Source organism: Mycobacterium sp. 1465703.0, assembly GCF_001672975.1.
In the GTDB taxonomy this organism is placed as follows: Bacteria; Actinomycetota; Actinomycetes; order Mycobacteriales; family Mycobacteriaceae; genus Mycobacterium.
The window spans coordinates 107,047-131,938 of record NZ_LZKU01000238.1; the positions used below are offsets into that span (position 1 = coordinate 107,047).

26 protein-coding genes and 1 pseudogene are annotated in these 24,892 nt (G+C 66.4%); 19 read left to right on the plus strand and 8 right to left on the minus strand.

Translation table 11 applies throughout. The annotated features are described in order from the left end of the window. Window positions 1-2: 2 nt before the first annotated feature. The 3 genes from A5625_RS22760 to A5625_RS22770 all read right to left on the minus strand — a co-directional run bounded on the left by A5625_RS22760 (window position 3) and on the right by A5625_RS22770 (window position 2,840). Window positions 3-932, minus strand: coding sequence for a class I SAM-dependent methyltransferase (locus A5625_RS22760; protein WP_066999376.1), 930 nt, complete (start codon window positions 930-932; stop codon window positions 3-5). Next, the gene (locus A5625_RS22765) at window positions 932-1,861 is read right to left on the minus strand and encodes a class I SAM-dependent methyltransferase (protein WP_066999380.1); all 930 of its coding nucleotides are present in this window, start codon (window positions 1,859-1,861) and stop codon (window positions 932-934) included. The genes A5625_RS22760 and A5625_RS22765 overlap by 1 nt, the downstream gene beginning before the upstream one ends. A gap of 64 nt (window positions 1,862-1,925) precedes the next feature. Continuing rightward, entirely contained in the window at window positions 1,926-2,840 is a 915-nt protein-coding gene (locus tag A5625_RS22770) for a class I SAM-dependent methyltransferase (protein ID WP_066999383.1), read from the minus strand. A 303-nt stretch (window positions 2,841-3,143) separates the two neighbouring features. Here A5625_RS22770 and secY point away from each other — a divergent pair, with 303 nt between their 5' ends. The 8 genes from secY to A5625_RS22810 are packed head-to-tail and all read left to right on the plus strand — an operon-like array spanning window position 3,144 to window position 9,601. Further along, window positions 3,144-4,469, plus strand: coding sequence for a preprotein translocase subunit SecY (gene secY, locus A5625_RS22775; protein WP_066999386.1), 1,326 nt, complete (start codon window positions 3,144-3,146; stop codon window positions 4,467-4,469). Further along, window positions 4,466-5,011: an adenylate kinase gene (locus A5625_RS22780; RefSeq protein ID WP_066999388.1), complete on the plus strand. Its 546-nt coding sequence runs from the start codon at window positions 4,466-4,468 to the stop codon at window positions 5,009-5,011. The genes secY and A5625_RS22780 overlap by 4 nt, the downstream gene beginning before the upstream one ends. A gap of 2 nt (window positions 5,012-5,013) precedes the next feature. Further along, complete coding sequence (map, locus tag A5625_RS22785; protein ID WP_066999391.1) at window positions 5,014-5,817, plus strand: type I methionyl aminopeptidase; 804 nt, start codon at window positions 5,014-5,016, stop codon at window positions 5,815-5,817. Window positions 5,818-5,861: 44 nt separating this feature from the next. After that, on the plus strand, window positions 5,862-6,407 hold the full coding sequence (locus A5625_RS22790) for a sigma-70 family RNA polymerase sigma factor (RefSeq protein ID WP_082984513.1): 546 nt from the start codon (window positions 5,862-5,864) through the stop codon (window positions 6,405-6,407). A gap of 29 nt (window positions 6,408-6,436) precedes the next feature. After that, the gene (locus tag A5625_RS22795; protein ID WP_082984514.1) at window positions 6,437-7,156 is read left to right on the plus strand and encodes an anti-sigma factor; all 720 of its coding nucleotides are present in this window, start codon (window positions 6,437-6,439) and stop codon (window positions 7,154-7,156) included. 14 nt (window positions 7,157-7,170) lie between these two features. Next, window positions 7,171-8,388 carry an NAD(P)/FAD-dependent oxidoreductase gene (locus A5625_RS22800; protein ID WP_066999394.1) on the plus strand — a complete coding sequence of 406 codons (1,218 nt, stop codon included), beginning with the start codon at window positions 7,171-7,173 and terminating at the stop codon, window positions 8,386-8,388. Window positions 8,389-8,411: 23 nt separating this feature from the next. After that, window positions 8,412-8,978 carry a DUF4389 domain-containing protein gene (locus tag A5625_RS22805; protein ID WP_066999574.1) on the plus strand — a complete coding sequence of 189 codons (567 nt, stop codon included), beginning with the start codon at window positions 8,412-8,414 and terminating at the stop codon, window positions 8,976-8,978. Next, complete coding sequence (locus A5625_RS22810; protein WP_066999397.1) at window positions 8,975-9,601, plus strand: class I SAM-dependent methyltransferase; 627 nt, start codon at window positions 8,975-8,977, stop codon at window positions 9,599-9,601. Before A5625_RS22805 ends, A5625_RS22810 begins: the two co-directional genes overlap by 4 nt. On the opposite strand, the gene A5625_RS22815 is transcribed toward A5625_RS22810, so the two are convergent. Beyond that, complete coding sequence (locus A5625_RS22815) at window positions 9,588-12,092, minus strand: FtsX-like permease family protein (protein ID WP_066999400.1); 2,505 nt, start codon at window positions 12,090-12,092, stop codon at window positions 9,588-9,590. The genes A5625_RS22810 and A5625_RS22815 overlap by 14 nt on opposite strands. Further along, window positions 12,089-12,784 carry an ABC transporter ATP-binding protein gene (locus A5625_RS22820; RefSeq protein WP_066999402.1) on the minus strand — a complete coding sequence of 232 codons (696 nt, stop codon included), beginning with the start codon at window positions 12,782-12,784 and terminating at the stop codon, window positions 12,089-12,091. Before A5625_RS22820 ends, A5625_RS22815 begins: the two co-directional genes overlap by 4 nt. A 126-nt stretch (window positions 12,785-12,910) precedes the next feature. On the opposite strand from A5625_RS22820, the gene A5625_RS22825 reads away from it, so the two are divergent. Genes A5625_RS22825 through A5625_RS22845 form a run of 5 tightly spaced genes read left to right on the plus strand, consistent with a single transcriptional unit; the run spans window position 12,911 to window position 17,881 of the window. After that, entirely contained in the window at window positions 12,911-14,650 is a 1,740-nt protein-coding gene (locus A5625_RS22825; protein ID WP_082984515.1) for a thiamine pyrophosphate-binding protein, read from the plus strand. Further along, a complete protein-coding gene (locus A5625_RS22830; RefSeq protein WP_066999408.1) occupies window positions 14,631-15,278 on the plus strand; it encodes a hypothetical protein in 648 nt (215 codons plus the stop codon). The genes A5625_RS22825 and A5625_RS22830 overlap by 20 nt, the downstream gene beginning before the upstream one ends. A 7-nt stretch (window positions 15,279-15,285) precedes the next feature. Further along, window positions 15,286-16,305, plus strand: coding sequence for a 3-oxoacyl-ACP synthase III family protein (locus tag A5625_RS22835; RefSeq protein WP_066999411.1), 1,020 nt, complete (start codon window positions 15,286-15,288; stop codon window positions 16,303-16,305). Beyond that, on the plus strand, window positions 16,305-17,357 hold the full coding sequence (locus A5625_RS22840) for a histidinol-phosphate transaminase (protein WP_066999577.1): 1,053 nt from the start codon (window positions 16,305-16,307) through the stop codon (window positions 17,355-17,357). The genes A5625_RS22835 and A5625_RS22840 overlap by 1 nt, the downstream gene beginning before the upstream one ends. Window positions 17,358-17,374: 17 nt before the next feature. Continuing rightward, window positions 17,375-17,881: a MarR family winged helix-turn-helix transcriptional regulator gene (locus A5625_RS22845; protein ID WP_066999414.1), complete on the plus strand. Its 507-nt coding sequence runs from the start codon at window positions 17,375-17,377 to the stop codon at window positions 17,879-17,881. A gap of 13 nt (window positions 17,882-17,894) precedes the next feature. Here A5625_RS22845 and mmsB read toward each other — a convergent pair whose 3' ends face one another. The 3 genes from mmsB to A5625_RS22860 are packed head-to-tail and all read right to left on the minus strand — an operon-like array spanning window position 17,895 to window position 21,493. Next, entirely contained in the window at window positions 17,895-18,779 is an 885-nt protein-coding gene (gene mmsB / locus A5625_RS22850; protein WP_066999418.1) for a 3-hydroxyisobutyrate dehydrogenase, read from the minus strand. Window positions 18,780-18,792: 13 nt separating this feature from the next. Further along, the gene (locus A5625_RS22855; protein WP_066999421.1) at window positions 18,793-19,959 is read right to left on the minus strand and encodes an isobutyryl-CoA dehydrogenase; all 1,167 of its coding nucleotides are present in this window, start codon (window positions 19,957-19,959) and stop codon (window positions 18,793-18,795) included. 13 nt (window positions 19,960-19,972) lie between these two features. Then, window positions 19,973-21,493 carry a CoA-acylating methylmalonate-semialdehyde dehydrogenase gene (locus A5625_RS22860; RefSeq protein ID WP_066999424.1) on the minus strand — a complete coding sequence of 507 codons (1,521 nt, stop codon included), beginning with the start codon at window positions 21,491-21,493 and terminating at the stop codon, window positions 19,973-19,975. A gap of 103 nt (window positions 21,494-21,596) precedes the next feature. Between A5625_RS22860 and A5625_RS22865 the strand changes: the two are divergent. From A5625_RS22865 to A5625_RS22890, 6 genes and pseudogenes are all read left to right on the plus strand, one after another. Then, a pseudogene (locus A5625_RS22865) lies at window positions 21,597-21,740 on the plus strand (NAD(P)-binding protein); the annotation flags it as partial. A 111-nt stretch (window positions 21,741-21,851) separates the two neighbouring features. Then, on the plus strand, window positions 21,852-22,412 hold the full coding sequence (locus A5625_RS22870) for an RNA polymerase sigma factor (protein WP_066999429.1): 561 nt from the start codon (window positions 21,852-21,854) through the stop codon (window positions 22,410-22,412). After that, entirely contained in the window at window positions 22,409-23,116 is a 708-nt protein-coding gene (locus A5625_RS22875) for a Rieske (2Fe-2S) protein (protein WP_066999432.1), read from the plus strand. The genes A5625_RS22870 and A5625_RS22875 overlap by 4 nt, the downstream gene beginning before the upstream one ends. Window positions 23,117-23,158: 42 nt before the next feature. Continuing rightward, window positions 23,159-23,539, plus strand: coding sequence for a cupredoxin family copper-binding protein (locus tag A5625_RS22880; RefSeq protein ID WP_066999579.1), 381 nt, complete (start codon window positions 23,159-23,161; stop codon window positions 23,537-23,539). Further along, window positions 23,536-24,465: a metallophosphoesterase gene (locus A5625_RS22885; RefSeq protein ID WP_066999435.1), complete on the plus strand. Its 930-nt coding sequence runs from the start codon at window positions 23,536-23,538 to the stop codon at window positions 24,463-24,465. Before A5625_RS22880 ends, A5625_RS22885 begins: the two co-directional genes overlap by 4 nt. Next, complete coding sequence (locus tag A5625_RS22890; protein ID WP_066999438.1) at window positions 24,462-24,872, plus strand: hypothetical protein; 411 nt, start codon at window positions 24,462-24,464, stop codon at window positions 24,870-24,872. Before A5625_RS22885 ends, A5625_RS22890 begins: the two co-directional genes overlap by 4 nt. Window positions 24,873-24,892 lie beyond the last annotated feature (20 nt).

The following is a 24,892-nucleotide window of genomic DNA, read 5'->3' on the forward strand; positions in this document are numbered from 1 at the left end:
CGCTACTGCCGAACAGCGATCACCGAAATGTTGTTCTTCAGCGCATCGAGGCTGTCGCCGTCCGGCACGGACAGCCCGGCGTCGGCGAACTGATCGGCGCGGGTGCGCGCCGAGATATGCCAGCCGTGCGCGCCCAGGTACTCCGCCGCGGGCGTGCGCTCACCGTGATATACGAGCGTCGACACATCGGTGTCAAAGCCGAATTGTCCCCAGCGCTTGGCCATCGCCTTGGCGCGTTTCTCCAGCAACGGGATCCCGTTGTGGTGATATTCGGTGGCCAGCCGGCTGCCCGGGGCGCTCAGCTCGGTGATGGCGTCGAACAACCGGTCCTGAGCGTCCGGCGGCAGGTACATCAGCAGGCCTTCAGCACTCCACGCCGCCGGTTTCGTGTCGTCAAAGCCGGCTTGTCGCAGCGCGCTGCGCCAATCGTCGCGCAGATCAACCGCAACGGTCCGGCGCTCGGCGGTGGGTTCAGCACCCAGATTCGACAACGCGGTGGACTTGAATTCGATGACCGCGGGTTGGTCGACTTCATATACGACCGTGCCGGCCGGCCATGGCAGCCGGTACGGGCGCGAGTCCAGCCCGGAGGCAAGGATGACGACCTGTCGAATGCCGGAATCGGTTGCCTCGGTGAAGAACTCGTCAAAGTACCGGGTGCGCACTGCCATCGTGTTGACCATGCGGGTCAGGTTGAACTCCACGTCGGGATCGGCGTCGGGATCCAGACCGCCGGTCTCGTCGGTGATCTCGCCGTCCAGCACCCGGATGAAGAAGTCGGCTCCGACCGCACGGACCAGCGGGTCGGCATAGGGGTCGTCGATCAGTGCGTCGGGCTTCGTGCTGGCCAACGCCCGGCAGGCCGCGACCCAGGTCGCGGTTGCTCCCACGCTGGAGGCCAGGTCCCAGGTGTCTTGATCCGTGCGTGTCACTAGGCCTCCTTGGTCAATGTCGCGGTGAGGTATTTGATGTCGCCGAAGGCGACCATGGATGGTTCGGTGGGAAACTCAAAACCGTTGTGCGCGTACATCTCCGGTGTGCTACGAACCGTGGTCTGCCATCCTCGTTCGCCGAGGTAAGCCGCGACGTCATTGCGTTCGCCGGTGTAGACCAGTTCGGACCAGTTGAGATTCAGCCCCATCCGTCGCCAGCGTTCGCTCATTTCGCGACCACGCTTTTCGACCCGGTCGCGCATGTCGGGGACGTAGCCGGTCCCGATTCTGCTGCCCGGGGCCGAGAGCGCGGTGATGTTGTCGAACAGCCGGTCCTGAGCATCCGGTGGCAAGTACCCGAGCAGTCCTTCGGCGATCCACGCCGTCGGCTGGGTGGGGTCAAACCCGCTGGCCCGCAACGCACTCACCCAGTCGTCACGCAGATCGACGGCGACCGCCCGGCGATCGACGGTCGGCTCCGCACCCAGTTCGGCCAAGGTGCGCGTCTTGAACTCGATAACCTGCGGCTGATCGATCTCGTAGAGCACGGTGCCAGCCGGCCATGGCAGCCGGTAGGCGCGGGTGTCCAGGCCCGACGCCAGGATGACCGCTTGGCGCACACCGGCTTCGGCGGCGTCGGTGAAGAAGGTGTCGAAGAATCGGGTGCGGACGGCCATGCCTTCGCTGAGCCGCTGCGGGGTGAAGGCGGGATCGTCGTCTGACAGTTCGACTTCGCCGTTCATCATCCGGATGAACGCCTCGACGCCGACGGCGTTGACCAACGGCTCGGCGAACGGATCGTCGATCAACGGATTCGGGCCCTTCGATGCCATCGCTCGGCGCGCGGCCACCGCGGTCGCAGTGGCCCCGACGCTGGATGCCAGATCCCAGCTGTCGCCGTCAAATCGCTTTGTGTCGGTACCTGTCATGACGACCTCCTAAGTTGATGGTGGCGGCCCGTCCCGTCCGGCTCCGCCGCGCTTGCGACCGCCACTACCGCAGGGTTGCGGTCACGGCGACGATGTTGCGGAACTGCGCCATGGCCTCGTCGTCGTGGAATCGCAGGCCGTAATCGGCGAACAGTTCGCGGCGCGGCCGGGCGGCGATCTGCCAGCCCCGGCCGGTGAGGTAGTCGACGACGTTGTTGCGCTCGCCGTCGAAGAACAGTCCGGACAGGTCGATGTCGCAGCCGACTTTGGCCCACCTGTCATTGAACTCCTGGGCGCGTTGCGACATGGTCGTGCCGGCGGTGTCGGGGTGATATTCGGTGGCCAGCTTGCTGCCCGGGGCGCTGAGCTCGGTGATGTTGTCGAAAAGCCGGTCCTGCGCGTCGGGCGGTAAGTACATCAGCAGGCCCTCGGCGCTCCACGACGTCGGTTGCGTCACGTCAAAGCCGCTGTCGCGCAATGCGGCGGGCCAGTCGTCGCGGAGATCGATGCTCACGGTCCGCCGCTCCGCGGTCGGGGCGGCACCCAAGTTGGACATGGTGGTGCTCTTGAACTCGACGACCTGCGGCTGGTCGACCTCGTAGACCACACTGCCGGCCGGCCAGTTCAGCCGGTAGGCGCGGGCGTCGAGGCCGGCCGCCAGGATCACCGCCTGACGAATCCCGTCGCGCGCGGCGTCGAGGAAGAAGTCGTCGAAGAAGCGAGTGCGCACGGCGATGGAGTCGGTCTCCAGCGCCAGGTCCTTGCCGCTGCCCTGATAATCCTCGGATTCGGACACCTCACCGTCGACCAGGCGCCGGAAGAAATCCAGGCCCACCGCGCGCACCAGCGGCGCGGCGAAGGGGTCGTTGATGATCGGGTTGCTGCTCTCGCTGGCCAGTGCGCGGGCCGCGGCGACCATCGTGGCCGTGGCGCCGACGCTCGAGGCCAAATCCCAGCTGTCTTGGTCAGTGCGTGTCATGCTGCCCCCAAGTTTATTTAGCAAATGCAACGAGTCAGGGGAACTCTACGCCTCGCTGCTTACGGCTTGCTGTGTTTTTTCGGGTGCGTCGCGGCGGCGGGGCAAACGCCCGGTTAACGGCGTCGAGAGGGGTATTCAAAAGAGGATTTGAACGCACCGGGCAAAGGCCCTGACCAGACCTGCCCGGACCAGCTGTTAGTCTCGTACACGGTTTGACGCGCTATAGAGAAGTCGGCCGTACGTCCTGGCCTGCGGGTGTTGGGCGCGTGATGCAGGAAACCCCCGGCTGCGCAGGAGGAAGAGTTGCTTTCCGCTTTCATCTCATCGCTGCGGACAGTCGACCTGAGACGGAAGATCCTCTTCACTCTTGGCATCGTCGTCTTGTATCGGGTCGGCGCCGCACTACCGTCCCCTGGCGTCAACTATCCGAACGTCCAGCAGTGCATCAAAGAGGCCAGCGGTGGCGCGGCCGGACAGATCTACTCGCTGATCAACCTGTTCTCCGGTGGTGCGCTGCTCAAACTCACCGTGTTCGCGGTGGGGGTGATGCCCTACATCACCGCCAGCATCATCGTGCAGCTGCTCACGGTGGTCATCCCGCGGTTCGAGGAACTGCGCAAGGAAGGCCAATCCGGCCAGGCCAAGATGACGCAGTACACCCGTTATCTGGCCATCGCGCTGGCGGTCCTGCAGGCCACCAGCATCGTGGCCCTGGCGGCCAACGGGGGGCTGTTGCAGGGTTGCTCGCTGGACATCATCGCCGACCAGAGCATCTTCACGCTGGTCGTCATCGTGCTGGTGATGACCAGCGGCGCGGCGCTGGTGATGTGGATGGGTGAGCTGATCACCGAACGCGGCATCGGCAACGGCATGTCATTGCTGATCTTCGTGGGAATCGCGGCGCGCATCCCCGCCGAAGGCAAGACGATCCTGGACAGCCGCGGTGGGATGATCTTCGCCGCGGTGCTGGTCGCCGCGCTGGTCATCATCGTCGGGGTGGTGTTCGTCGAGCAGGGCCAGCGCCGGATTCCCGTGCAGTACGCCAAGCGGATGGTCGGCCGGCGCATGTACGGCGGTACTTCGACGTATCTGCCGCTCAAGGTCAACCAGGCCGGTGTTATCCCGGTGATCTTCGCGTCCTCGCTGATCTACATCCCGCACCTGATCACCCAGCTGATCCGCAGCGGCAGCGGCGGCGTGGGCAACACCTGGTGGGACAAATTCGTCGGCAGCTACCTGTCCGACCCCAGTGACCCGATTTACATCAGCATCTATTTCGGGCTGATCATCTTCTTCACGTATTTCTATGTGTCGATCACGTTCAATCCCGACGAGCGTGCCGACGAGATGAAAAAGTTCGGTGGTTTCATTCCCGGTATTCGGCCGGGCAAGCCGACCGCCGATTACCTGCGTTTCGTGCTGAGCCGGATCACCCTGCCGGGCTCGATTTACCTTGGCGCAATTTCGGTGCTGCCCAACTTGTTCTTGCAGATCGGCAACGGCGGAGCGGTTCAGAATTTGCCGTTCGGCGGTACCGCGGTTTTGATCATGATTGGCGTGGGCTTGGATACGGTCAAGCAGATCGAGAGTCAGCTCATGCAGCGCAACTATGAAGGGTTCCTCAAGTGAGAGTCGTTTTGCTCGGACCGCCGGGGGCGGGCAAGGGAACGCAGGCCCAGAAGCTCTCGGAAAAGCTCGGGATCCCGCACATCTCCACCGGTGAGCTGTTCCGCAGCAACATCGAGAACGGGACCAAACTCGGCCTGGAGGCCAAGCGCTACCTGGACGCCGGCGACCTGGTGCCCTCCGAGCTGACCAACCAGCTCGTCGACGATCGCCTCAGCGATCCCGATGCGGCCAACGGGTTCATCTTGGATGGCTTCCCGCGGTCGACCGAACAGGCCAGAGCGCTGCACGACATGCTGGGACGCCGAGGCACCGACATCGATGCGGTGCTGGAGTTCCGGGTCTCGCAGGAGGAGCTGCTGGAACGGCTGAAATCGCGCGGGCGCGCCGACGACACCGACGACATCATCCTGAACCGGATGAAGGTCTACCGCGACGAGACCGCTCCGCTGCTGGAGTACTACAGCGCCCAGCTCAAGACGGTCGACGCCGTCGGCTCCATGGACGAAGTGTTCGCCCGGGCGCTGCGGGCGCTGGGCAAGTAGGGATGAGCCCGCTGGCGCGGCTGCGGAGTCGCAAGGTGGTGCCGCAGCGCAGTGCCGGTGAGCTCGATGCCATGGCCGCGGCCGGTGCGGTGGTCGCAGCGGCGCTGCAGGCGGTGCGCGCGGCCGCGGTTTCCGGGGTATCGACGCTGAGCCTGGACGAAATAGCCGAGTCGGTGATCCGCGACGCCGGGGCGGTGCCCTCGTTCCTGGGCTATCACGGTTACCCCGCGTCGATCTGCGCCTCGGTGAACGAGCGAGTAGTGCACGGGATTCCCTCGGCCGCAGAGATTCTGGCGTCCGGTGACCTGGTGTCGATCGACTGTGGCGCAGTGCTGGACGGCTGGCACGGTGATGCCGCGATCACCTTCGGGGTCGGGACGCTGGACGCGGCCGACGAAGCGTTGTCACAGGCCACCAGGGAATCGCTGGAGGCCGGGATCGCGGCCATGGTGCCCGGCAACCGGCTGACCGACGTCTCGCACGCCATCGAGATGGGCACCCGCGACGCCGAGGCCCGCCACTCACGCGCCTTCGGGATCGTCGAGGGGTACGGCGGGCACGGCATCGGCCGGCAGATGCACATGGACCCGTTCCTGCCCAACGAGGGCTCTCCCGGACGCGGCCCGCTGCTGGCCACCGGCTCGGTGCTGGCCATCGAACCGATGCTGACGCTGGGAACCGGCAAGACCGTGGTGCTCGACGACCAGTGGACGGTCAGCACCACCGACGGGTCGCGCGCGGCGCACTGGGAGCACACCGTCGCGGTGACCGACGCGGGGCCGCGCATCCTGACCTCCCTGAACTGAACTAAACGCCTGCTCGGCTCGTTTAGTCGACAGGAGGTGATCGAGTGGCTCGGGTGGCTGGATCGTGGCGGGTCTCCGGGGCAGCCGAAGCCGCTCTGATGAAGGCGCTATACGACGAACACGCGGCGGTTCTGTGGCGATACGCGCTGCGGCTGACGGGGGACGCGAGCCAGTCCGAAGATGTGGTCCAGGAGACATTGCTGCGCGCGTGGCAACACCCGGAAGTGGTCGGCGACACCGAGCGCTCGGCGCGGGCGTGGTTGTTCACGGTGGCCCGCAACATGATCATCGATGACCGGCGCAGCGCGCGGTATCGCAACGTCGTCGGTTCCACAGACGTATCGGGGGCGCCCGAACAGTCCACGCCGGACGAGGTCAATGCGGCGCTGGATCGGTTGCTGATAGCGGACGCGATGGCCCAGTTGTCCGCCGAGCACCGAGCAGTGATCGACCGGTCCTATTACCGGGGATGGACCACCACGCAGATAGCTTCGGACCTCGGGATCGCGGAGGGAACAGTGAAGTCGCGACTACACTATGCGGTGCGGGCGTTGCGACTCACTCTGCAGGAAGTTGGAGTTACCCGGTGACGGGCTCCGAATACTTGAGGGGTGACGAAATGGATGAAATGAGGACGCCGATGCAGGATATCGGCCCTCCTGAAGACCGCTACGCGATGTGGGATGCCGCATACGTGTTGGGTTCTTTGTCGGCCGCGCAACGCCGCGAATTCGAGACGCACATGGCGCACTGCCACCCGTGCCGGGACGCCGTCGCCGATATCAGTGGCGTGCCGGCCCTGCTGTCACAGCTCGACCGTGAAGAAGTGGCCGCGATCGACCAATCCGGTCCGGCCCCGGAGATGTCTCCGGAATTGCTGCCGTCCCTGCTGGCGACGGTTCGCTGGCGTCGGCGCCGCAGCCGGGTGGTGACCTGGGTGGCGTCGGCGGCCGCGGCCGCGGTGCTGGCCATCGCGGTGTTCGTCGGTCTTGAGGGGTGGTCGTCGACTCCGTCCCAGCAGGTGACCGCGTCGTCGGAGCCGATGGCTCAGGTGGGTACCAGCCTGCTGACGTCGTCGGTCGCGGTCAGCAGCCAGCACTGGGGGACGTCGATCAACCTGCGTTGCGTGTGCCTGGCTCCCCTGAACGCGCACCATGACACGCTCGCGATGGTTGTGATCGGGCGCGACGGCAGCCACACCCGGCTGGCGACGTGGGTGGCCGTGCCCGGCCACACCGCGACACCCGCGGGCGCCATCTCGACTCCGGTCGATCAGATCGCCGCCGTGCAGGTGGTTGCCGCGGACAGCGGCCAGGTTCTGTTGCAACGTTCGCTGTAAAGGTCGGGGCCAGCGTGTACGGAGACGGGCGTCCGCTTCGGGTGCTTGTGGTGGGCGCTGGCGTCGCCGGCATCTCCGTCGCCCGGGGATTATTGCGCGACGGCCATGACGTAACGGTTTTCGAACGCCGGCCCGATGTGCAGGCGGCCGGCGGTGCGGTGACGATCTGGTCCAACGGCGAGACGGTTCTGCACCAGCTGGGTGTCGACATGGACGGTGCCGGTCAGCTGCTGGCTACCGTTCGGGCGGTGACGTCCAAAGGTCTTCCGCTCGCCACCCTCGACGTGACGGGGATGGTGGAGCGCCTGGGCGCACCCGTCCGGATGGTTCCGCGCCGGGTGCTGCTGGAACGGCTTCTGAAAGGCTTTCCGGCCGAACGCATCCGGTGCAACTCCCGGGCGATCGCGTTGACCAGCGCGGCCACCGGGGTCGGCGTCGAATTCGACGATGGCACCGTGGCCGAGGGCGACGTATTGGTCGGTGCCGATGGCCTGCACTCGATGGTGCGCGATTGCGTTGGTGCGCAAGGCCCTAAGCCGACCGGCTGGTGCAGTTGGCAGGGGCTGGTCACGCTTCCGGAGATCCCGGAAAAGGACGTCGCATACGTGATTGTCGGAGAGCGCGGAAACCTGGGCTTGTGGCCGGCGGGAGGCTGCGACCTGCAATGGTGGTTCGACCTGCCGTGGGCGCCGGGATTCGTGCGGCCGCAACGTCCGATCGAGATGATCCGGTCCCATTTCGCCGGATGGTCGCCCCTGGCCGATCGTGTGCTGGCGAACTTGACCGACGACCATCTGGCCCCCTCGCCGTTCCCGCATTTCCGGCATCCGATTCCGCCCGCGGGCCAAGGCCCGGTCACGCTACTCGGCGACGCCGCCCACACGATGCCGCCCATCCTGGCGCAAGGCACCAACCAGGCCCTGCTTGACACCATGGTGCTGTGCAAAGCTTTAGCGGATTTCCGGAGTGAAATGCACAGTGGCAAGACCGATCTCGCGAGTGCGTTGCGCTGGTATGAGAAGACCCGGCGACGCAAGGTCATGGTCGTGTCCCGGATGGCGTCGCTGCCGGTGTCACACGGTGAGCTCGTGCTGAGACCGGCCGCGCTGATTCCCGATCGGCTGCAGGCCTGGGCGCTGCTGACGTTTCTGCGCTGGACGAGTCATCGCCGGATGTCCGCTCAGATCAACCGCAACTTGGGGGAAGCGACGAAGATCACGTCCAGCCCATGACCAGCCCGGGCGATTTCGTAAGGGTGCGAGGCGATTACGACGCACCCGCACGCGCGCTCTGGCTGGTGAAGTGGTGCGTGCTGGCCGTGCCGCACTACCCGATATTGATCGGGCTCTACCTGGTATTCCCGTTCTCGACCCTCGTCGCCGGCGTCGCCATCTTGTGCACCGGACGGTATCCGCGGCGTCTCTTCGAATTCAACGTCGGGGTGCTGCGCTGGTCCTGGCGGGTGATGAACTACCGGTTTCCGATGAACAGCACCGACAAATACCCGCCCTTCACGTTTGCGTCCCGGCCCGACTACCCAGGCGACCTCGAGGTCGACTACCCCGAACAGCTGAAGAACTGGGCGGTGCTGGTGAAGTGGTTGCTGGCCATCCCTCAAGTACTGCTGTGCTGGTCGCTGGAGCCGCTGCTGCAGGTGCTCACCGTGATCGCCGCGGTGACGTTGTTATGCACCGGGACGATCCCGCCGGGCATGCGCGATCTGCTGATGGGCATTGTTCGCTGGCGATACCGGGTGGCCGTGTACGTGTCGCTGATGCGCGACGAATATCCGCCGTTCCGAATGGATTTGGGGTCCCGATGATCCTCCGCAATTTCCTGTTTCCGTACGTGTACCGATTGGGTCAGCCGGTTTTCGATCGGCTGTTCTACCACCGGTACCGGCGGGCCGCGCTGAGTAACGCCACCGGCCGGCTGTTGATGGTCGGTCTGGGGCCGGGCACCGACCTGATGTTCCTGCCCGAAACGGTGACGTCGGTCGCGGCCGTGGAACCCGGGGCGCCGTTTCGGCGAACTGCGGCAAAGCGTGCAGCGCGCCACGGCATCGCGGTCGACATCGTCGAGGGTACCGGTGAAGCAATTCCCTTTCCGGACAACGCTTTCGACTCGGTGCACATCGGGCTGGTGTTGTGTTCGGTCGATGACGTGGCCGCTACCCTCGGTGAAATCCGCCGGGTCTTGGTCCCCGGAGGCAGGCTGGTGGTCCTCGAGCACGTCCGCGGGACCGGCGCGACGGGCCGGTTGCAGGACCTGATCGCCAAGCCGTGGTCGTGGCTGGCCGGTGGTTGTGAGCCGAACCGGCGAACCCTCGACGCGATTTCCGCCGCTGGGTTCGATACCAGTGCGCTGCAGAGCATTCCGCGAACACCGGTGCCCTTCCCGTGCAAACCCCATCTGCAGGGATTCGCCACCCTTACTCGACGCTGACCGCCTCGATGATGTTGAGATCCGCCGCACGCCGCGCCGGCGGCACCGAGCCGAGCAGGCTGATCGCCAGCGCCCCAAGTGTGAAGGCAAGCGCCAGCGGGCTCAGCCGAAAGCCGACTTCGAAATTCATGATGTCTCCGCTGATACGGCTGAACAACCACTGATTGGTCAATCCGAGCGCAAGCCCCAAAATGCCACCGACGACCCCGATTCCGGCCGCTTCGGCCAGCACCGTCCGCAGTGTGAACCTGCGACTGGCTCCCATCGCCCGGAGCACACCGATTTCGCGCCGCCGTTCGGTCACCGAGAGCGTCAAGGTATTGAGCAGTGCGACCGCGGCCACCGACACGACGATGATCCACACCGCGTTGGCGATGAACATGCTCTGATGCAGCGGAGCCTGCAGCCCCGCCAGCGCGGCGGGACCGTCGTAGACATGGTTCGGCGCCGGCACCGCCTCGCGGACGGCGGCCAGTAGATGCTGCCGATTCGCGCCGGGGACCGCGGTGATCTGCAACGTCGTTGCGGCCGGGCGGTCGAACCAGGCCCGCAGGTGGTCGAGACCGATTCCGACCGTGCCGATGACGGTCGAGAAGAACGGCACCAATGCCAGCACGGTCGTCTGCCGCGGGCCGTGCGGCGTCTGCAGTCGCAGTGCGTCACCGGCCCGGACGTGCAGGATTCTGCCCAGATTCTGGGTGAGCACCACGCCTTTGCCCGCGAGCACTTCGGCGCGCACCCGTTCGTCGAGCGCGTGGAAGAGCGGATCGTGGCTGCCGTTGGCAAAGCCGTCGAGCAGAACGCGGGTACCGCCGACGACGGCGAACCCGAACGCGCCCTCGGTCACTCGTGCTACCCCGGGGACCGCGGCGACCTTCTCCGAAACACCCTGGGGCAGAACGTCAGTGGGGTAGCTGTCGGGCGGGTCCGCGCTCACCCACACGTCGGCATCGGCGACCGGCGAAAAGATGCCCCGTGCGGACCGAATCATGTCGGCGTTCGTACCGGTGATCACGACGGTGGTGAGCACCCCGATGAGCACGGTCATCACGGTCGCCCATACCCGCCGCGGCGCACGCAGGATGGTCGCCGCCGCGAGCGCCCCGAACGACCCGAACATCCGCGCCGTTGCCGCGGTGGCCCTCACGATGGGCGCGGTGAGAGCGAAGCCCAGCGCGATCTCGGCGCCCAACAGAACGGCCATCGCGACGAACGCGTAGCTGCCGCGCTGGCCGACGACGACCATCGTCGACGCCACGAAAATCACTACGGCGCCAGCCCCACTGGCGATCCGCAGCCAGCGTGGCACGACGTCGGCCGCCGAAGCCCCGACCGGCGCGAGCGCCTCAATCGGCGAAACCTTGTACACCTGCCGGGCCGCCATCGCCGAAGCGGCCACGCTGGTCAGAGCCGTGGCCGCCAGCGCCAGCGGTACCGCGTAACCGGGCAACCAGTACTCGACGCGGGCCTCGAGTCCTTGCGTCACCGCCGGAGGCAACCGGCCAATCGCGATGTGGCCGGCCACAATTCCCATGCCGGACCCGATGGCTCCGCCGATGAACCCCAGAACCGCGGCCTCGGCGAGCATGTCGCCGACAATGGTGACGCGCCGACCCCCGATCGCGCGCAGCATCGAGATGACCGGCCGGCGTGCGGTGATCGCCATCGTCATCGTGGTATAGATCAAAAACGCGCCGACCACCAACGCAACTGCAGCCCCCAGCAGGGCCATGTAGTTCATCAGCTTGACGCCGTCACCGGCCCGCGCCGCCCGGAAGCTTGGGGCGGCGACGATCGCGCGGCCGTTCACGATGTCGGTGACCTTGGTGCGAACGGCACCGGGGTCGGCGCCCGGCTTGATGGTGATCAGTATCGAGTCGAGTTGGCCGGTGCGGCCGGTGGCGTTCTGCGCCAGAGCAAGTGGCGCGAGGACGTAGTGGCCGCCGTTGAGGTCCGCATATTGCTTGCCCGCGAGCACATCGGTCACCGTCACCGAGGCCGAACCCAGTTGAAACTGCTGACCTTTCGCATAGCCGACGCGGGGTCCGACTTGAACTCCGGACGGCGACGCCGACAGCGCCTGCACCGGACGGGCGACCGCGTCTTTCAGCGCGCCGCCCAGCGCGGCGGTGCTGGCATCGGCGCCCAGCAGGAGCACCGGCCCCGACGGCGTGGACGCCGACGTTCGAATCATCGGTGCCGCGGTGGCGACGCCGGGAACGGCGGCCACTTCGGCCTGTATGGAATCGGAGAATCCGGCGTCGGTGATGCCGGACACCTCGAGGGCGGCGACCCCGGCGATCCCGTCGGCCAGCCGGCTCACCGATCCGGTGGTCGACCCGAAGATACCGAAGACCGCAACCAAATAGGTTGCCGAGACTGCCATTACGGCGATCGAGGCGAACGTGCGGCGCCGATGCACGGCAAGCTCGCGCAGGCTGAAAACGCGTAGCCTGCTCGCAGCGGCGGCGACCGCGGATCCGGGTTTCACCCCGCGACCGCCATGACATCCGAGCCGACCCGGCCGTCCTGCAGCGTGATCACCCGGTCGGTGGCCGCGGCCGCATCCGCATTGTGGGTCACCATGACCACCAGCCGGCCTCGGCCGTCCTCGTGCGCCACCTCGGCCAGCAGCGCCAAAATGGACTCACCCGTCGTGGAGTCCAGGTTTCCGGTCGGCTCGTCAGCCAGAATCAGGGCCGGGTTCATCATCAATGCGCGGGCCACCGCGACCCGCTGCATTTGGCCGCCGGACAGCTCCGCCGGGCGGTGCTCGGTCCGGTTGCCGAGCCCGACCCGATCCAGCAGCCGGACCGCCTCCGGTTTGGCCTTGCCCAGCCGAACCCCGTCGAGCAGTTTGGGAATCGCCACGTTCTCCCAGGCCGACAGCGTCGGCAACAGGTTGAAGAACTGGAAGACAAAACCCACCCGCTGGTGGCGGAACCGCGACTGTTGTTCATCGCTGAGCCGGCCGATCTCTTCGCCGTCGAATGTGATCGATCCGGAATCGGGGGAGTCCAAAGCGCCGAGCAGGTGCAGCAAGGTGCTTTTGCCTGCCCCCGACGGGCCGACGACCGACACGAACTGCCCGCCTGCGAGCCGCAGACTGACCTCATCGAGAGCCCGCACCGGTTGACCGCCGACCCGGTACTCGCGCACCACGTTGCGCAGTTCGATGGCCATAGAGACACCACGATGGGCACCGGCGAACGGTTCACCGACCGGCAATGAACCGACCGGCCGTCGACCTCGTTTCTTCGCAAAAGGGCAAATTCACCGCCCTTGATGGCGTCAGGAGAACGTCAGCACATGCTCGGAAAGTACCGGGTGGTCGACCATATCGTCGAGCACCTGACGAATCTCGGAGTCGACCACATCTTCGGTGTGGACGGCGCCAACATCGAGGACTTGTACGACGCGGCGCACTTCCGCTCCGCGATGAACGCGGTGCTGGCCAAGCACGAGTTTTCGGCGGCCACTATGGCCGATGGGTACAGCCGCAGCGGGTCGGGCCTGGGGGTGGTGGCGGCAACCTCGGGCGGCGGATCGCTGAACCTCGTCGCGGGCCTGGGCGAAGCGCTTGCGAGCCGGGTGCCGGTGCTGGCATTGGTCGGCCAGCCCGCCAGCTCGATGGATGGACAGGGCAGCTTCCAGGACACCAGCGGCGCAAACGGATCGCTGAATGCCGAAGCGTTGTTCTCGGCGGTATCGGTGTTCTGCCGACGGCTGCGCACGCCGGCCGAGATCGTCACGCTGCTGCCGCGGGCCGTCGCCGCGGCGCGCACCGGCGGGCCGGCGGTGTTGTTGCTGCCCAAGGACATTCAGCAGGCATACATCGATGTCAAGCATGACGGTTATGACGGTGGTGAGGTGCGGGCGCGGCGCGGCGACCTGCATCCGATCATCCGGGCGCTGCGTGGCGCGCAGGGCCAGATCTCCATCATCGCCGGCGAACAGGTCGCCCGTGACGACGCCCGGGACGAACTCGAAGAGCTTCGTGCGTTGCTGCACGCGCCCCTCGCCACCGTTCCGGACGCCAAGGACGTTGCCGGGCCGCCGGGCCCCGGGTCACCGTTCAGGTTGGGAGTGACCGGCGTGATGGGCCACCGCAATGTGGCCGACGTGGTGGCTGCCAGCGCGGTGTGCCTCATCGTCGGCACTCGGCTGACGGTCACCGCGCGCGGCGGTCTGGACGACGCACTGGCGGGGGTGCGGACGATCTCGATCGGGTCGGCGCCGCCTTACCTTCCCTGCACCCACGTGCATACCGAGGACTTGCGTGGCTCGCTGCACAAACTGACCCACGCGCTTCGCGGGCGTCTTCGAGCCGGTCCGCGCCTCGCTGGCGCAGGCCGGGTCAGCGAGATGACGCCGCCACCCTGCGCCGGACCTGGGGTGCGGTATCGCGACGCGATGGCGGTGCTGGACCGCGTCTTGCCCGACGGCGCCGACATCGTGGTCGACGCCGGCAACACCGGCGCTGCGGCGATCCACTATCTCCCGGTGCGCTGCGGCGGCAGGTTCGTCGTCGCGCTCGGCATGGGCGGCATGGGCTATAGCTTCGGCGCCGGTATCGGAATGTCGTTCGGGCGGGCCAACAGTGGCCGGCCGCGCGGCCGCACCGTGGTGATTGCCGGCGACGGAGCGTTCTTCATGCACGGCATGGAGGTGCACACCGCCGTGCAATACCGGCTACCGATGACGTTCGTCTTGTTCAACAACAACGCGCACGCCATGTGTGTGACCCGCGAGCAGCTGTTCTATGACGACTTGTACAGCTACAACCGGTTTCGGCCCAGCCGGCTGGGGGCCGGCCTGGCCGCAATGTTTCCGGATCTGACGTCGGTGGACGTCAGCGACGTCGATGGGTTGGCCGCGGCCATGGGCGCGGCGCTCGACATCGACGGCCCGGCGGTGGTCAGCGTCGAGTGCGCCGCAGACGAGATTCCGCCGTTCGCACCATTTCTCACTGCGGCACCCGCTAAAGGCGCTGCGGTGGAGCAGTTTTGCACTAAGGAGGACTGTACCAATGTCGCTGCCAGCGCTTGAGGACATTCCCGTTCTCATCGAAGGGGTCACCCGGATCGAAAGCAGCCCAAGGGAGAAGGCTACGCCGATCATCATGGACATGATGCGGTCGGTGTACCCACACGATCAGGTCTTCGGCCAATACTGCACCGTCAACGATTACGTCGACTGTCCCCCCGACGAGTTGTACGAGTACATGGCCGACACCCGCAGCCTGGAGGAGTGGACCTACAGCCTGCGCGGGTTCACCCCCACCGATGAGCCCGGATTGTGGCTGGCCTTCGACCGGCTCGGTTCGGAGACCAAGATCTACACCCGCACCGTCGCCAATCCGCAGGCGCGGACCGTGGACTACCACTGCGCCTGGGATCAGGGCAAACACCTGTGGATGGTCTATCTGATGCGGGTCATTGACGCCCAGACCGTCCTCGACAAGCCGGGATCGGTTGTGCTGTGGACGAATTGCCATCACCCGTTCTATGACCACAACCCGTATCCGGAGACCGCCCCTGCGCAGCGACCGGTATGGGTGGGCGACTTCTGGGACATGTTCGGCGCGGGGCATCTACTGGAGATGAAGAACCTCAAGGCGATCGCCGAGTATCGTCACCGGCACGGGCTGCCGGTAACGCCGGTCTGGATGAGGTGAGCGCAGCATGGATAAGCCCAACGTCAGCCTGATCGACGTCGCGACGTATCTGCCGGGCGAACCGATCCCCGCCGATTATTACGCGCAATTCGCCGAATCCGACGACCTGCGTGACAACGTGATGTTCCGCGCTCCGAAGTTCCGCCACCACGTCGCCGCGGACGAGAGCTCTGTCGACATGATCGAACGTGCGGCCCACGACCTGATCCGGCGGCACGGCCACGACGTCATCGAAGGCGCCGACGTGCTGATCACCCATACTCAGGTACCCGACATGGCGTTCTACGGGCAGGGCGGCGCCATCGCGCACCGGCTGGGCATGCGGCCGTCCTGGGTGCTCGACCTCAATAATGGTGGCTGTGCCGCATTTGTGTTGGCGCTCAACGTCGCCCGAAAATTGTTGTCGGCGGGCGAAGGGCACACCGCGCTCATCGCTATCGCGCAGAACGCGGCCGGCCAATTCTTCGACCAACCGACAATCCGCCGCAAGGCCCAATCGGCAGTGCCCGGCGACGGCGCCGCGGTGGGACTGGTCACGGTTGGCGACCAGTCGCCCATTCTGGATATCGAATGCCGCACCTACGGTGAGTATGCCGGTGAGATGGCGCTGTCCTACGACCCGCCGCGCAAGTGGTGGCAGGCCGGCCCCGGCGAGGGCAGCATCGGCTTCACCGAAAGCAAGCTCACCAAGGTGCTGGCCCGCGGCAACCGGCAGGTCCCCGAAGTGGCGCTCGCGGTGTGCGATCGAATCGGGTTGGACGCCAAAGACATCGACTTGCTGGTCACCAACCAGCCGAACAGGGCGTTTCTGCGCAATTGGCGTGATGCGCTCGAGGTGCCCCCGCAACGCCATCGCGACACATTCGATGAGTGCGGCAATCTGTTCGGCGCCGGGATCCCGATCAACCTGGACCGCGCGATCACCGACGGCCAGCTCAAGGGCGGGGAAGTGGTGATGATGGCGGCGTTCGCGCACGCGGGTGACTTCGCCGGCGCCGCCGCGGTGTGCTGGGGCGGGCGCGGCTGATGCAACCCGTCTTGGGCCTGATGGCCGACGAGATCCGCGATGCGTTGCCCGACACGGTCGATCCTTTTGCCCTGTCGCTCAACGAGAATCCCTTTCCGCCGCTGCCGGCGGTGCGTTCGGCGTTGATTCACTCTGTCCGTGCGGCGAACCGGTACCCGGAATTTCTGCCGCAGCGATTGCGCGACTTGATCGCCGCACATATCGGTGTGTCCGCCGACCGGGTGGTGCTGGGTGCCGGGGCGACGGGTGTGGTGTTGCAAGCCCTGCAGGCACTGACCTGCCCGGGTGACACGATGGCGATGGCATCACCGACCTTCGACGGTTATCCGATCGTCGCGCAGATGGCGCGGCTGAACTCGGCGCTCGTTCCGCTGGACGAACACGGCCACAACGACCTCGATGCGCTGGCCGATGCGGCCGCGGGCGCCCGAGTGGTGGTGCTGTGCCGGCCGCACAACCCCACCGGCACGCTGGAATCCACCGCCGACGTCATCCGGTTCCTGCGCCGGGTGCCCCGCGACACCGTGGTCCTGCTCGACGAGGCGTATATCGAGTTCACCGCACCCCAGAACCATTTCGACGTAGCGGCATTGGTCACGCACTTCCCCAACGTGGTGGTGGTGCGGACCTTCTCCAAAGCCTACGGTCTGGCGGGGCTGCGAATCGGGTATGCGGTGGCATCCGACGAGCTGGCGCAGACGCTGTGGTCCCAACAACTGCCGTTCGGCATCGCGATCACCAGTCTGCTTGCGGTGGCGGCGTCCTATGACGCGGAAGACCAACTGCTGCGCCGGATCCGGTTGATCACTGCCGAACGCCGCTATCTCCGGATGCGGCTGAATGCAATGGGGATAAAAACGACCGATACGCACGCGAATTTCATGTATCTGCCTGCCAGCGGTAGGCAGTGTCGGCCGTGGCGCGAGGTTTTCGGCGACAGCGGGCCGCGGGTGCGGTGTTACGCCGACGGTGGCGCACGGATTACCGTGGGCGGCCGTGCGTCGACGGCGGCGGTGCTGTCGACGCTGCGAAAGTCCCCGCTCGGCCGCTAAGTGCGGTAAGAAGGGGCGTGGCTGAATCACGACCGCAGAAACGTGATCCGATCGCCGCGGCGCGCGCCAACTGGGAACGCGCCGGGTGGGGTGACGTGACGCCGGGCATGGTCGCGGTGACCTCGGTGATGCGCGCGCACCAGATCCTGCTGGCCCGGGTCGAGACGGCGCTGCGGCCTTATGACCTGAGCTTCTCGCGATACGAATTGCTGCGGCTGCTGGCGTTCAGCCGGACCGGCGCGTTGCCCATCACCAAGGCCTCCGACCGGCTGCAGGTCCATGTCACCAGCGTGACCCATGCGATCCGCCGGCTGGAGGCCGACGGGCTGGTTGAGCGGGTGCCCCACCCTACCGACGGGCGCACCACGCTGGTGCAGATCACCGACCTGGGCCGGTCCACGGTCGAGGACGCCACCGTCACGCTCAACAAGCAGGTGTTCGCCGACATCGGGATGACCGACGCCGAATCGCAGGAGCTGGCGTCCTGCATCGAAACGTTGCGCCGCAACACCGGCGACTTCTGACTTTCAGGCCCGCTCAGCTGCCGCGGAGCATCTCGATGACCGCGCTGAAGTCCTTATCGGCGTGGTCGGCAGCGAATTTCGCGTAAATCTCAGCGGCATGTGTGCCCAGCGGTGCCGCCGAACCGCTGGAGGACACCGCGTCCATCGCCAGCCCCAGGTCCTTGTTCATCAACGCGGTAGCGAAACCCGGCTTGAAGTCATTGTTGGCCGGCGATGTCGGGACCGGGCCGGGGACAGGGCAATTGGTGTGGACGGCCCAACAGTTGCCGGTCGCCCCGGTGATGACGTCGAACAGGGACTGCGCGGACAAGCCGAGCTTCTCGGCCAGCAGGAACGCCTCGCCGATCGCGATCTGCTGCACCGCCAGCACCATGTTGTTGCACACCTTGGCGGCCTGGCCCGCCCCGGCCGCGCCGCAGTGAATGATCTTGCCCGCCATGGGTTCCAGCACCGGCCGGGCCCGTTGCAGCGCCGCGTCGTCACCGCCCACCATGAATGCCAACGTTCCAGCGACGGCACCCTTGACCCCGCCCGAGACGGGCGCGTCCAGCTGTGCGACGCCGCTCGACTCCGCCAGCTGATGAACCTCGCGGGCATCGTTGACCGAGATCGTGGAGCTGTCGATGAACAGCGCGCCGGCTCGCGCGGCGGGCAGAATCTCGGCGTAGCAGCGTTTCACCAACTCACCGTTGGGCAGCATGGTGATAACCACGTCCGCGCCGGCCACGGCGCCGGTGGCGCTGTCGAATCCGGTGACTCCGGCCGAGACCGCTGCGGACAGCGCCGCGGGCACCGGGTCGAATCCGCGCACCGCATGTTTGGCGGCAACAAGATTCGTCGCCATCGGCGCGCCCATGTTGCCCAGCCCCAGGAAAGCCACCGTCAGGTGCTCGGTCATCTGCAAGACCTTTCTATGCGGTTGCGCGGAACCGCGCGGCTTCGGCCCGGCCGATGACCACTCGCATGATCTCGTTGGTCCCTTCCAGGATTCGGTGCACCCGCAGGTCGCGGACGATCTTTTCCAGACCATACTCGCGCAGATAACCGTAGCCGCCGTGCAGCTGCAGGGCTTTGTCGGCGACCTCGAAGCAGGTGTCGGTGACGTACCGCTTGGCCATGGCGCACAACTCGACCTTGTCGGGGTCGTCGTCGTCCAACGCATTGGCGGCCCGCCACAACATCATTCGCGATGTCTCGAGGCCGGTAGCCATGTCGGCCAGGGTGAACCGGATGGTGGGCTCGTCGAGCAGCGAGGACCCGAACGCCTGCCGATCGCGAACGTAGGCTCCCGCCTTGTCCGAGGCGGCCTGGGCGCCGCCGAGCGAGCACGCGGCGATGTTGAGCCGACCGCCGTTGAGGCCCTTCATCGCGATGCCGAATCCGGCGCCCTCGCCGTCGGTGCCGCCCAGCATCGCGTCGGCGGGCACCCGAACCCCGTCCAGGATCACCTGCGCGGTGGGTTGGGCGTGCCAGCCCATCTTCTCTTCATGCGAGCCGAAACTTAGTCCGGGAGTGTCCTTTTCGACGACGAAGGCCGATATGCCGCGCGGGCCCTCGCTGCCGGTTCTGGCCATCACCACGTAGACGTCCGAGGCTCCCGCGCCGGAGATGAACTGCTTGACGCCGTCGAGCACATAGTCGGTGCCCTGTTTGACCGCGCGGGTGCTCAGTGCGCTGGCGTCGGAGCCGGCACCGGGCTCGGTGAGGCAGTAGCTGGCGATGACGTCCATCGCCGCCAGCCGGGGCACCCACAGCTTGCGCTGCTCGGGGGTGCCGAAGCTGTCGATCATCCACGCGCACATGTTGTGAATGGACAGGAACGCGGCGGTGGTGGGGTCGGCGATGGCCAACTGTTCGAAGATGCGGACACCGTCCAGCCGGCGCAGTCCGCTGCCGCCGACGTCCTCGCGGCAGTAGATCGCCGCCATGCCGAGTTCGGCCGATTCACGGAGCACGTCGACCGGAAAATGTTTGGCCGCATCCCATTCCAGGGCGTACGGGGCGAGGCGCTTGGCGGCGAACGCGGCAGCGGTCTCGGTGATCACCCGTTCGTCGTCGTTGAGGGTAAATGAAGCCATAACCAGTCGACCCTTAATCCATTGTGGGAATGACGAACTCGGCGCCGTCCTTGATGCCGGACGGCCAGCGCGACGTCACGGTCTTGGTCTTGGTGTAGAACATGATCGACGAGGGGCCATGCTGGTTGAGGTCGCCGAAGCCGGAACGCTTCCAGCCGCCGAAGGTGTGGTAGGCCACCGGCACCGGGATCGGCACGTTGACACCGACCATGCCGACCTGCACCCGGGAGACGAAGTCGCGGGCCGCGTCGCCGTCGCGGGTGAAAACCGCCACGCCATTGCCGTATTCGTGTTCGGACGGCAGCCGCAGCGCCTCCTCGTAGTCGTGCGCGCGCACGATGCACAGCACCGGCCCGAAGATCTCGTCGGTGTAGATCGACATGTCGGGGGTGACGTGGTCGAACAGGGTGGGCCCGATGAAGAAACCGCCTTCGAGGTTGGCGTCACCGAAAGTCAGGTCGTCACTGGTGCGTTCGCGACCGTCGATGACCAGTTCGGCACCCGCGTCGACGCCCTGGGCGATGTAGTCGCGCACCCGTGTCACGGCGGCCTCGGTCACCAGCGGGCCGTAGTCGGCCTTGGGGTCCAGGCTGTGGCCCACGCGCAGGTTGTTGATCCGCTCGATGAGCCGGCCGCGCAGCCGGTCGGCGGTCTGGTCGCCGACCGGGACAGCGACGCTGATCGCCATGCAACGTTCACCGGCGCTGCCGTACCCGGCGCCGATCAGAGCGTCGACGGCCTGATCCAGGTCGGCGTCGGGCATCACGATCATGTGGTTCTTGGCGCCGCCGAAGCACTGCGAGCGCTTGCCGGTGGCCGCGGCCCCGGCGTAGATGTACTGGGCGATGTCGGAGCTGCCGACGAAGCCGACCGCCTGGATGTCGGGGTGGTTCAGGATCGCGTCGACGGCCTCCTTGTCGCCGTGCACCACCTGGAACACGCCGGCCGGCAGGCCTGCTTCTCCGAACAGTTCGGCCAGCCGCACCGGGACCGACGGGTCACGCTCGCTGGGCTTGAGCACGAACGCGTTGCCGCAGGCCAACGCCGGGCCGGCCTTCCACAGCGGGATCATCGCCGGGAAGTTGAACGGGGTGATGCCGGCGACCACGCCCAGCGGCTGGCGCAGCGAGTAGACGTCGATGCCGGGTCCGGCGCCTTCGCTGTACTCGCCCTTGAGCAGGTGCGGGATGCCGAGGCAGAACTCGATGACCTCGATGCCGCGCTGGATGTCACCCTTGGCGTCGGCCAGCGTCTTGCCGTGCTCGCGGGACAGTAGCTCGGCCAGCTCGTCGTTGTGCTGGTTGACCAGCTCGATGAAGCGCATCATCACTCGCGCGCGACGCTGGGGATTGGTTGCAGCCCAACCTTTTTGGGCCTCGACGGCTGAGGCGACGGCGGCATCGATGTCGGCCTGGCCGGCCATCGGCACGGTCGCCTGGACACCCCCGGTGCTGGGGTCGAAGACGTCGGCGGTGCGGCCGGACTGGCCGGCGGTGCGCCGCCCATCGATGAAGTGCGGAATCTGTGTGGTCATGGGGCCCTCGAGTGTGGTTGACGCGCTTAAGCGGATACTTGCATATCCTAGTAACCCGGTTCCACCCTTGGCAAGGTGATCGCCGGTCTAGCCTGACAGCTGTATGCACACCATCGAGGCCGACTACCTGGTGGTCGGCGCGGGCGCCATGGGGATGGCGTTCATCGACACGCTGGTCTCTGAGACGCAGGCCCGCGTGGTGGTGGTGGACCGCCACCATGCCCCCGGTGGGCACTGGACCATGGCCGTGTTCTCGGCCACCGCCACCAAGCTCGACCAGTTCATGGTCGCCGAGGCCGCAGTCGCTGCGCCCTGACCCGTGTAACCCGAGCCGATATTCATCGGGTGAAGGAGGCATGTGGCGGCAAGAAACGAACCCGTCGGCCCGCGACCCCTGCGCGCGGTGCCCGACAGTGGCCATGACAGTGGCTTAACCGGCTACCCGAACTGGGAAGCCGTGTATTCCGACAACGTGACCTGGGTGTACCGCACGCTGTTCGCCCGCGTCGGGAACCGGACGGACGCCGAAGACCTCACCGCCGAAGTTTTCCTGGCCGCGCTGCGGCCGTTGCGGCTGACCGCGAGCGCCGCCGAGGTGCGCGCCTACCTGCGGGCCACGGCCAGGACGGTGCTGGCCGCGCACTGGCGCGAGACGTTAGGACGAGAGATAACCTCGATCGAGGACATCGAACAACCAGCCGACAGCCAGGACGCGATCAGCACCGCGCCACAACGCGTTGCCCGGGTGCTGGACAGCCTGCCGGATCGTTATCGACAGATCTTGGAATCACGTTTCCTGCAGGGCAATTCGATCAAGGAGTCAGCCGCGGAGCTCGGGATCAGCGTGGCCAATGCAAAAGTGCTCCAGCACCGCGCGCTGCGGCTGGCGGCGCAGGTCAATGAGGGAGACCAGGCATGAATGCGCGAGGATTGCGACGATATGTCGACGATCTGTTGCGGGGTCGCCGGCCCAGGCCGTTCGCGCCGGACGACTTCGAGGCGGCGCAGCTGCGGACCGCCATTGAACTGCGCGCGGCTCGCCCCGGCGATGACGCGCCGCGACCGGAATTCCTCACCGACTTGCACCATCGTCTCGCCGAGCAGATGTCCGGGGCGCCAACGGAAACGGCGCCGAGACGCGGCAGCACGCGTCGCCAGGTGATCGTCGGCACGTCGGCCGCGGCCACTGCGGCGGTCGCCGCGGTCTCCGTCGATCGCACCCTGATCACCGGTCAGTCCGGCAAAGAGAGTCCTCCCGACGTCGCGGCCGGACAACTGACTCCGAACGACGGCAGCTGGCAGCGGGTCGCGGCCGGCTCGGAAGTACCCGACGGGGCCATGCACGCCTTCGACCTGGGCTCGGTGGCCGGATTCGTCCGCCGCGTCGACGGCAAAGTCCAGGCGATCTCCGGGGTCTGCACCCATCAGGGCTGCAAGCTGTGGTTCGACGCACCCGACGACACCCTGCGCTGTCCGTGCCACACCACGTCGTTCTCACCCAGCGGGCGGGTACTGACCCACCAGTTACCGATCGCGCCAAAACCATTGCCCGCATTGATGGTTCGCGAAGTCAACGGCGCCATCGAGGTGTTCGCACCGCCGCGCCCAGAACGGCCGGCCTGACTCGTGTAACCCACCGCCCTATCTCAGGGCATGGATATCCCCATGCTCCGAAAACCGGTGGTGCTGGCCGTGGGTGTGTTGCTGTTGGCCGGTTGCTCGGGGGCGAAGCCCGTGGCCACCAGCGCCGCACCCACGACCGAGTCGTCGATAACCGCGCCGGCACGGCCGGCCGGACCCAACCAGGTGATCATCGACGGCTTCGCGTTCGAGCCCGCCAGCTTGACGGTCGGTGCCGGGACCACCGTCACCTGGACCAACCGCGACGAAGAACCCCACACCGTGGCCGCTAGTGACGGCTCGTTTCACTCACCCGGCATGGGAACGGGAGCGACCTTCGCCCACACCTTTTCCACCGCAGGGACTTTCGACTACGTCTGCTCGATCCACCCGATGATGCGCGGAACCGTGGTGGTGACGGGATGAATGCCGACGCGAACGCCATGACTCGCCGCCAGCTCATCCGGCATACCGCATGGTTCGGGGCGGCGGTCGGATTCGCCGTGGCCGGCGGCGAGGTTATCTCACATGTCGCCGGTGACGCGCGGGCTCAGCACACGGCGGGGCGGCCCACTCTGCGATTCGCCCAAATCAGCGACAGCCACCTCGGTTTCACCGGTGCGCCCAACCCCGACGTCGCGGCAACGTTCGGGCACGCGATCGATCAGGTCAACAACCTGGGCTACACACCGGATTTCGTCATTCACACCGGCGACCTCACCCACCTGTCCAGCCCGGAGCAGTTCGACCAGGTGAAGCAGATGATGAGTGGCCTCAAGACACCACAGGTGTTCACCGTGCCCGGAGAACACGACTCGGTCGACGACGCGGGACAGAAGTACCGAAACGTATTCGGCGCGGGATCCGTCGGGGACGGGTGGTACAGCCTGGACATCGCCGGTGTGCACCTGATCGCGCTGATCAACACGTTGAACCTTCGCAAGCTCGGACATCTTGGTGCCGACCAGCTGGACTTCGTCAAAAAGGACGTCGCTCGTCTGTCCAGCGATACGCCCATCATCGTATTCAGCCACATCCCGTTGTTCGCCATGTACCCGCAATGGGGCTGGGGCACCGACGACGCCACCCAGGCGCTGAGCTACCTGCGCCGGTTCTCGTCGGTCACCTGCCTCAACGGCCATGTCCACCAATTGTTCTCGAAAACCGAAGACAACGTCACGTTCTACAGCGGCACCACCACCGCGTACCCGCTGCCGCACCCCGGCGACGGGCCGGCGCCCAAGCCGGTCACCCTACCGGCCGGCAAGCTGCGCGACGCGCTGGGCATCCGTGAGGTCAGCTACACCAGGGGAGTGGCGGCCTTGGCATTGAAGGAGCAAACACTGCAATGACTTTGACGAGCATCCTGGTCCGGCTCGGCCTCGCCGCCTCGCTGACCATCAGCGCCGCCAGCCACGCCTACCTGTATGTGCATGGCTACCAACATGTTCCGGCCATCGGCACGGCGTTCATAATCCAGGCCAGCGTTTCGTTCGCGATCGCGCTGCTGATCCTGATCGGCGGACCCGGGTGGCTGCGTTGGGCGGCGGCCGCGCTGGCGGCAGGTTCGCTGGTCGCGTTCGCCGCGTCGAGAACGATCGGCCTGTTCGGCTTTTCCGAACGCGGCTGGGACCCAAAACCGTACGCGGCCGTCAGCGTCGGCGCTGAACTGCTCACGGTGGCGTTGTGGACGGGTGTGCTGGTGACTAGGCGCTATCCTGCTCCTCGGAAGGCGGCCCTTCAGCCCCTTCAGCAATAAGGCGGGCGCGCCGGTGGTCG

Excerpts from the sequence above, each read along its gene's own strand:
- A5625_RS22765 (WP_066999380.1), bottom strand. The coding sequence starts at position 1,861 with ATGACAGGTACCGACACAAAGCGATTTGACGGCGACAGCTGGGATCTG.
- A5625_RS22770 (WP_066999383.1), bottom strand. The coding sequence starts at position 2,840 with ATGACACGCACTGACCAAGACAGCTGGGATTTGGCCTCGAGCGTCGGC.
- map (WP_066999391.1), top strand. The coding sequence starts at position 5,014 with ATGAGCCCGCTGGCGCGGCTGCGGAGTCGCAAGGTGGTGCCGCAGCGC.
- A5625_RS22795 (WP_082984514.1), top strand. The coding sequence starts at position 6,437 with ATGGATGAAATGAGGACGCCGATGCAGGATATCGGCCCTCCTGAAGAC.
- A5625_RS22810 (WP_066999397.1), top strand. The coding sequence starts at position 8,975 with ATGATCCTCCGCAATTTCCTGTTTCCGTACGTGTACCGATTGGGTCAG.
- A5625_RS22820 (WP_066999402.1), bottom strand. The coding sequence starts at position 12,784 with ATGGCCATCGAACTGCGCAACGTGGTGCGCGAGTACCGGGTCGGCGGT.
- A5625_RS22825 (WP_082984515.1), top strand. The coding sequence starts at position 12,911 with ATGCTCGGAAAGTACCGGGTGGTCGACCATATCGTCGAGCACCTGACG.
- A5625_RS22830 (WP_066999408.1), top strand. The coding sequence starts at position 14,631 with ATGTCGCTGCCAGCGCTTGAGGACATTCCCGTTCTCATCGAAGGGGTC.
- A5625_RS22835 (WP_066999411.1), top strand. The coding sequence starts at position 15,286 with ATGGATAAGCCCAACGTCAGCCTGATCGACGTCGCGACGTATCTGCCG.
- A5625_RS22840 (WP_066999577.1), top strand. The coding sequence starts at position 16,305 with ATGCAACCCGTCTTGGGCCTGATGGCCGACGAGATCCGCGATGCGTTG.
- mmsB (WP_066999418.1), bottom strand. The coding sequence starts at position 18,779 with ATGACCGAGCACCTGACGGTGGCTTTCCTGGGGCTGGGCAACATGGGC.
- A5625_RS22855 (WP_066999421.1), bottom strand. The coding sequence starts at position 19,959 with ATGGCTTCATTTACCCTCAACGACGACGAACGGGTGATCACCGAGACC.
- A5625_RS22860 (WP_066999424.1), bottom strand. The coding sequence starts at position 21,493 with ATGACCACACAGATTCCGCACTTCATCGATGGGCGGCGCACCGCCGGC.
- A5625_RS22875 (WP_066999432.1), top strand. The coding sequence starts at position 22,409 with ATGAATGCGCGAGGATTGCGACGATATGTCGACGATCTGTTGCGGGGT.
- A5625_RS22880 (WP_066999579.1), top strand. The coding sequence starts at position 23,159 with ATGCTCCGAAAACCGGTGGTGCTGGCCGTGGGTGTGTTGCTGTTGGCC.
- A5625_RS22885 (WP_066999435.1), top strand. The coding sequence starts at position 23,536 with ATGAATGCCGACGCGAACGCCATGACTCGCCGCCAGCTCATCCGGCAT.
- A5625_RS22890 (WP_066999438.1), top strand. The coding sequence starts at position 24,462 with ATGACTTTGACGAGCATCCTGGTCCGGCTCGGCCTCGCCGCCTCGCTG.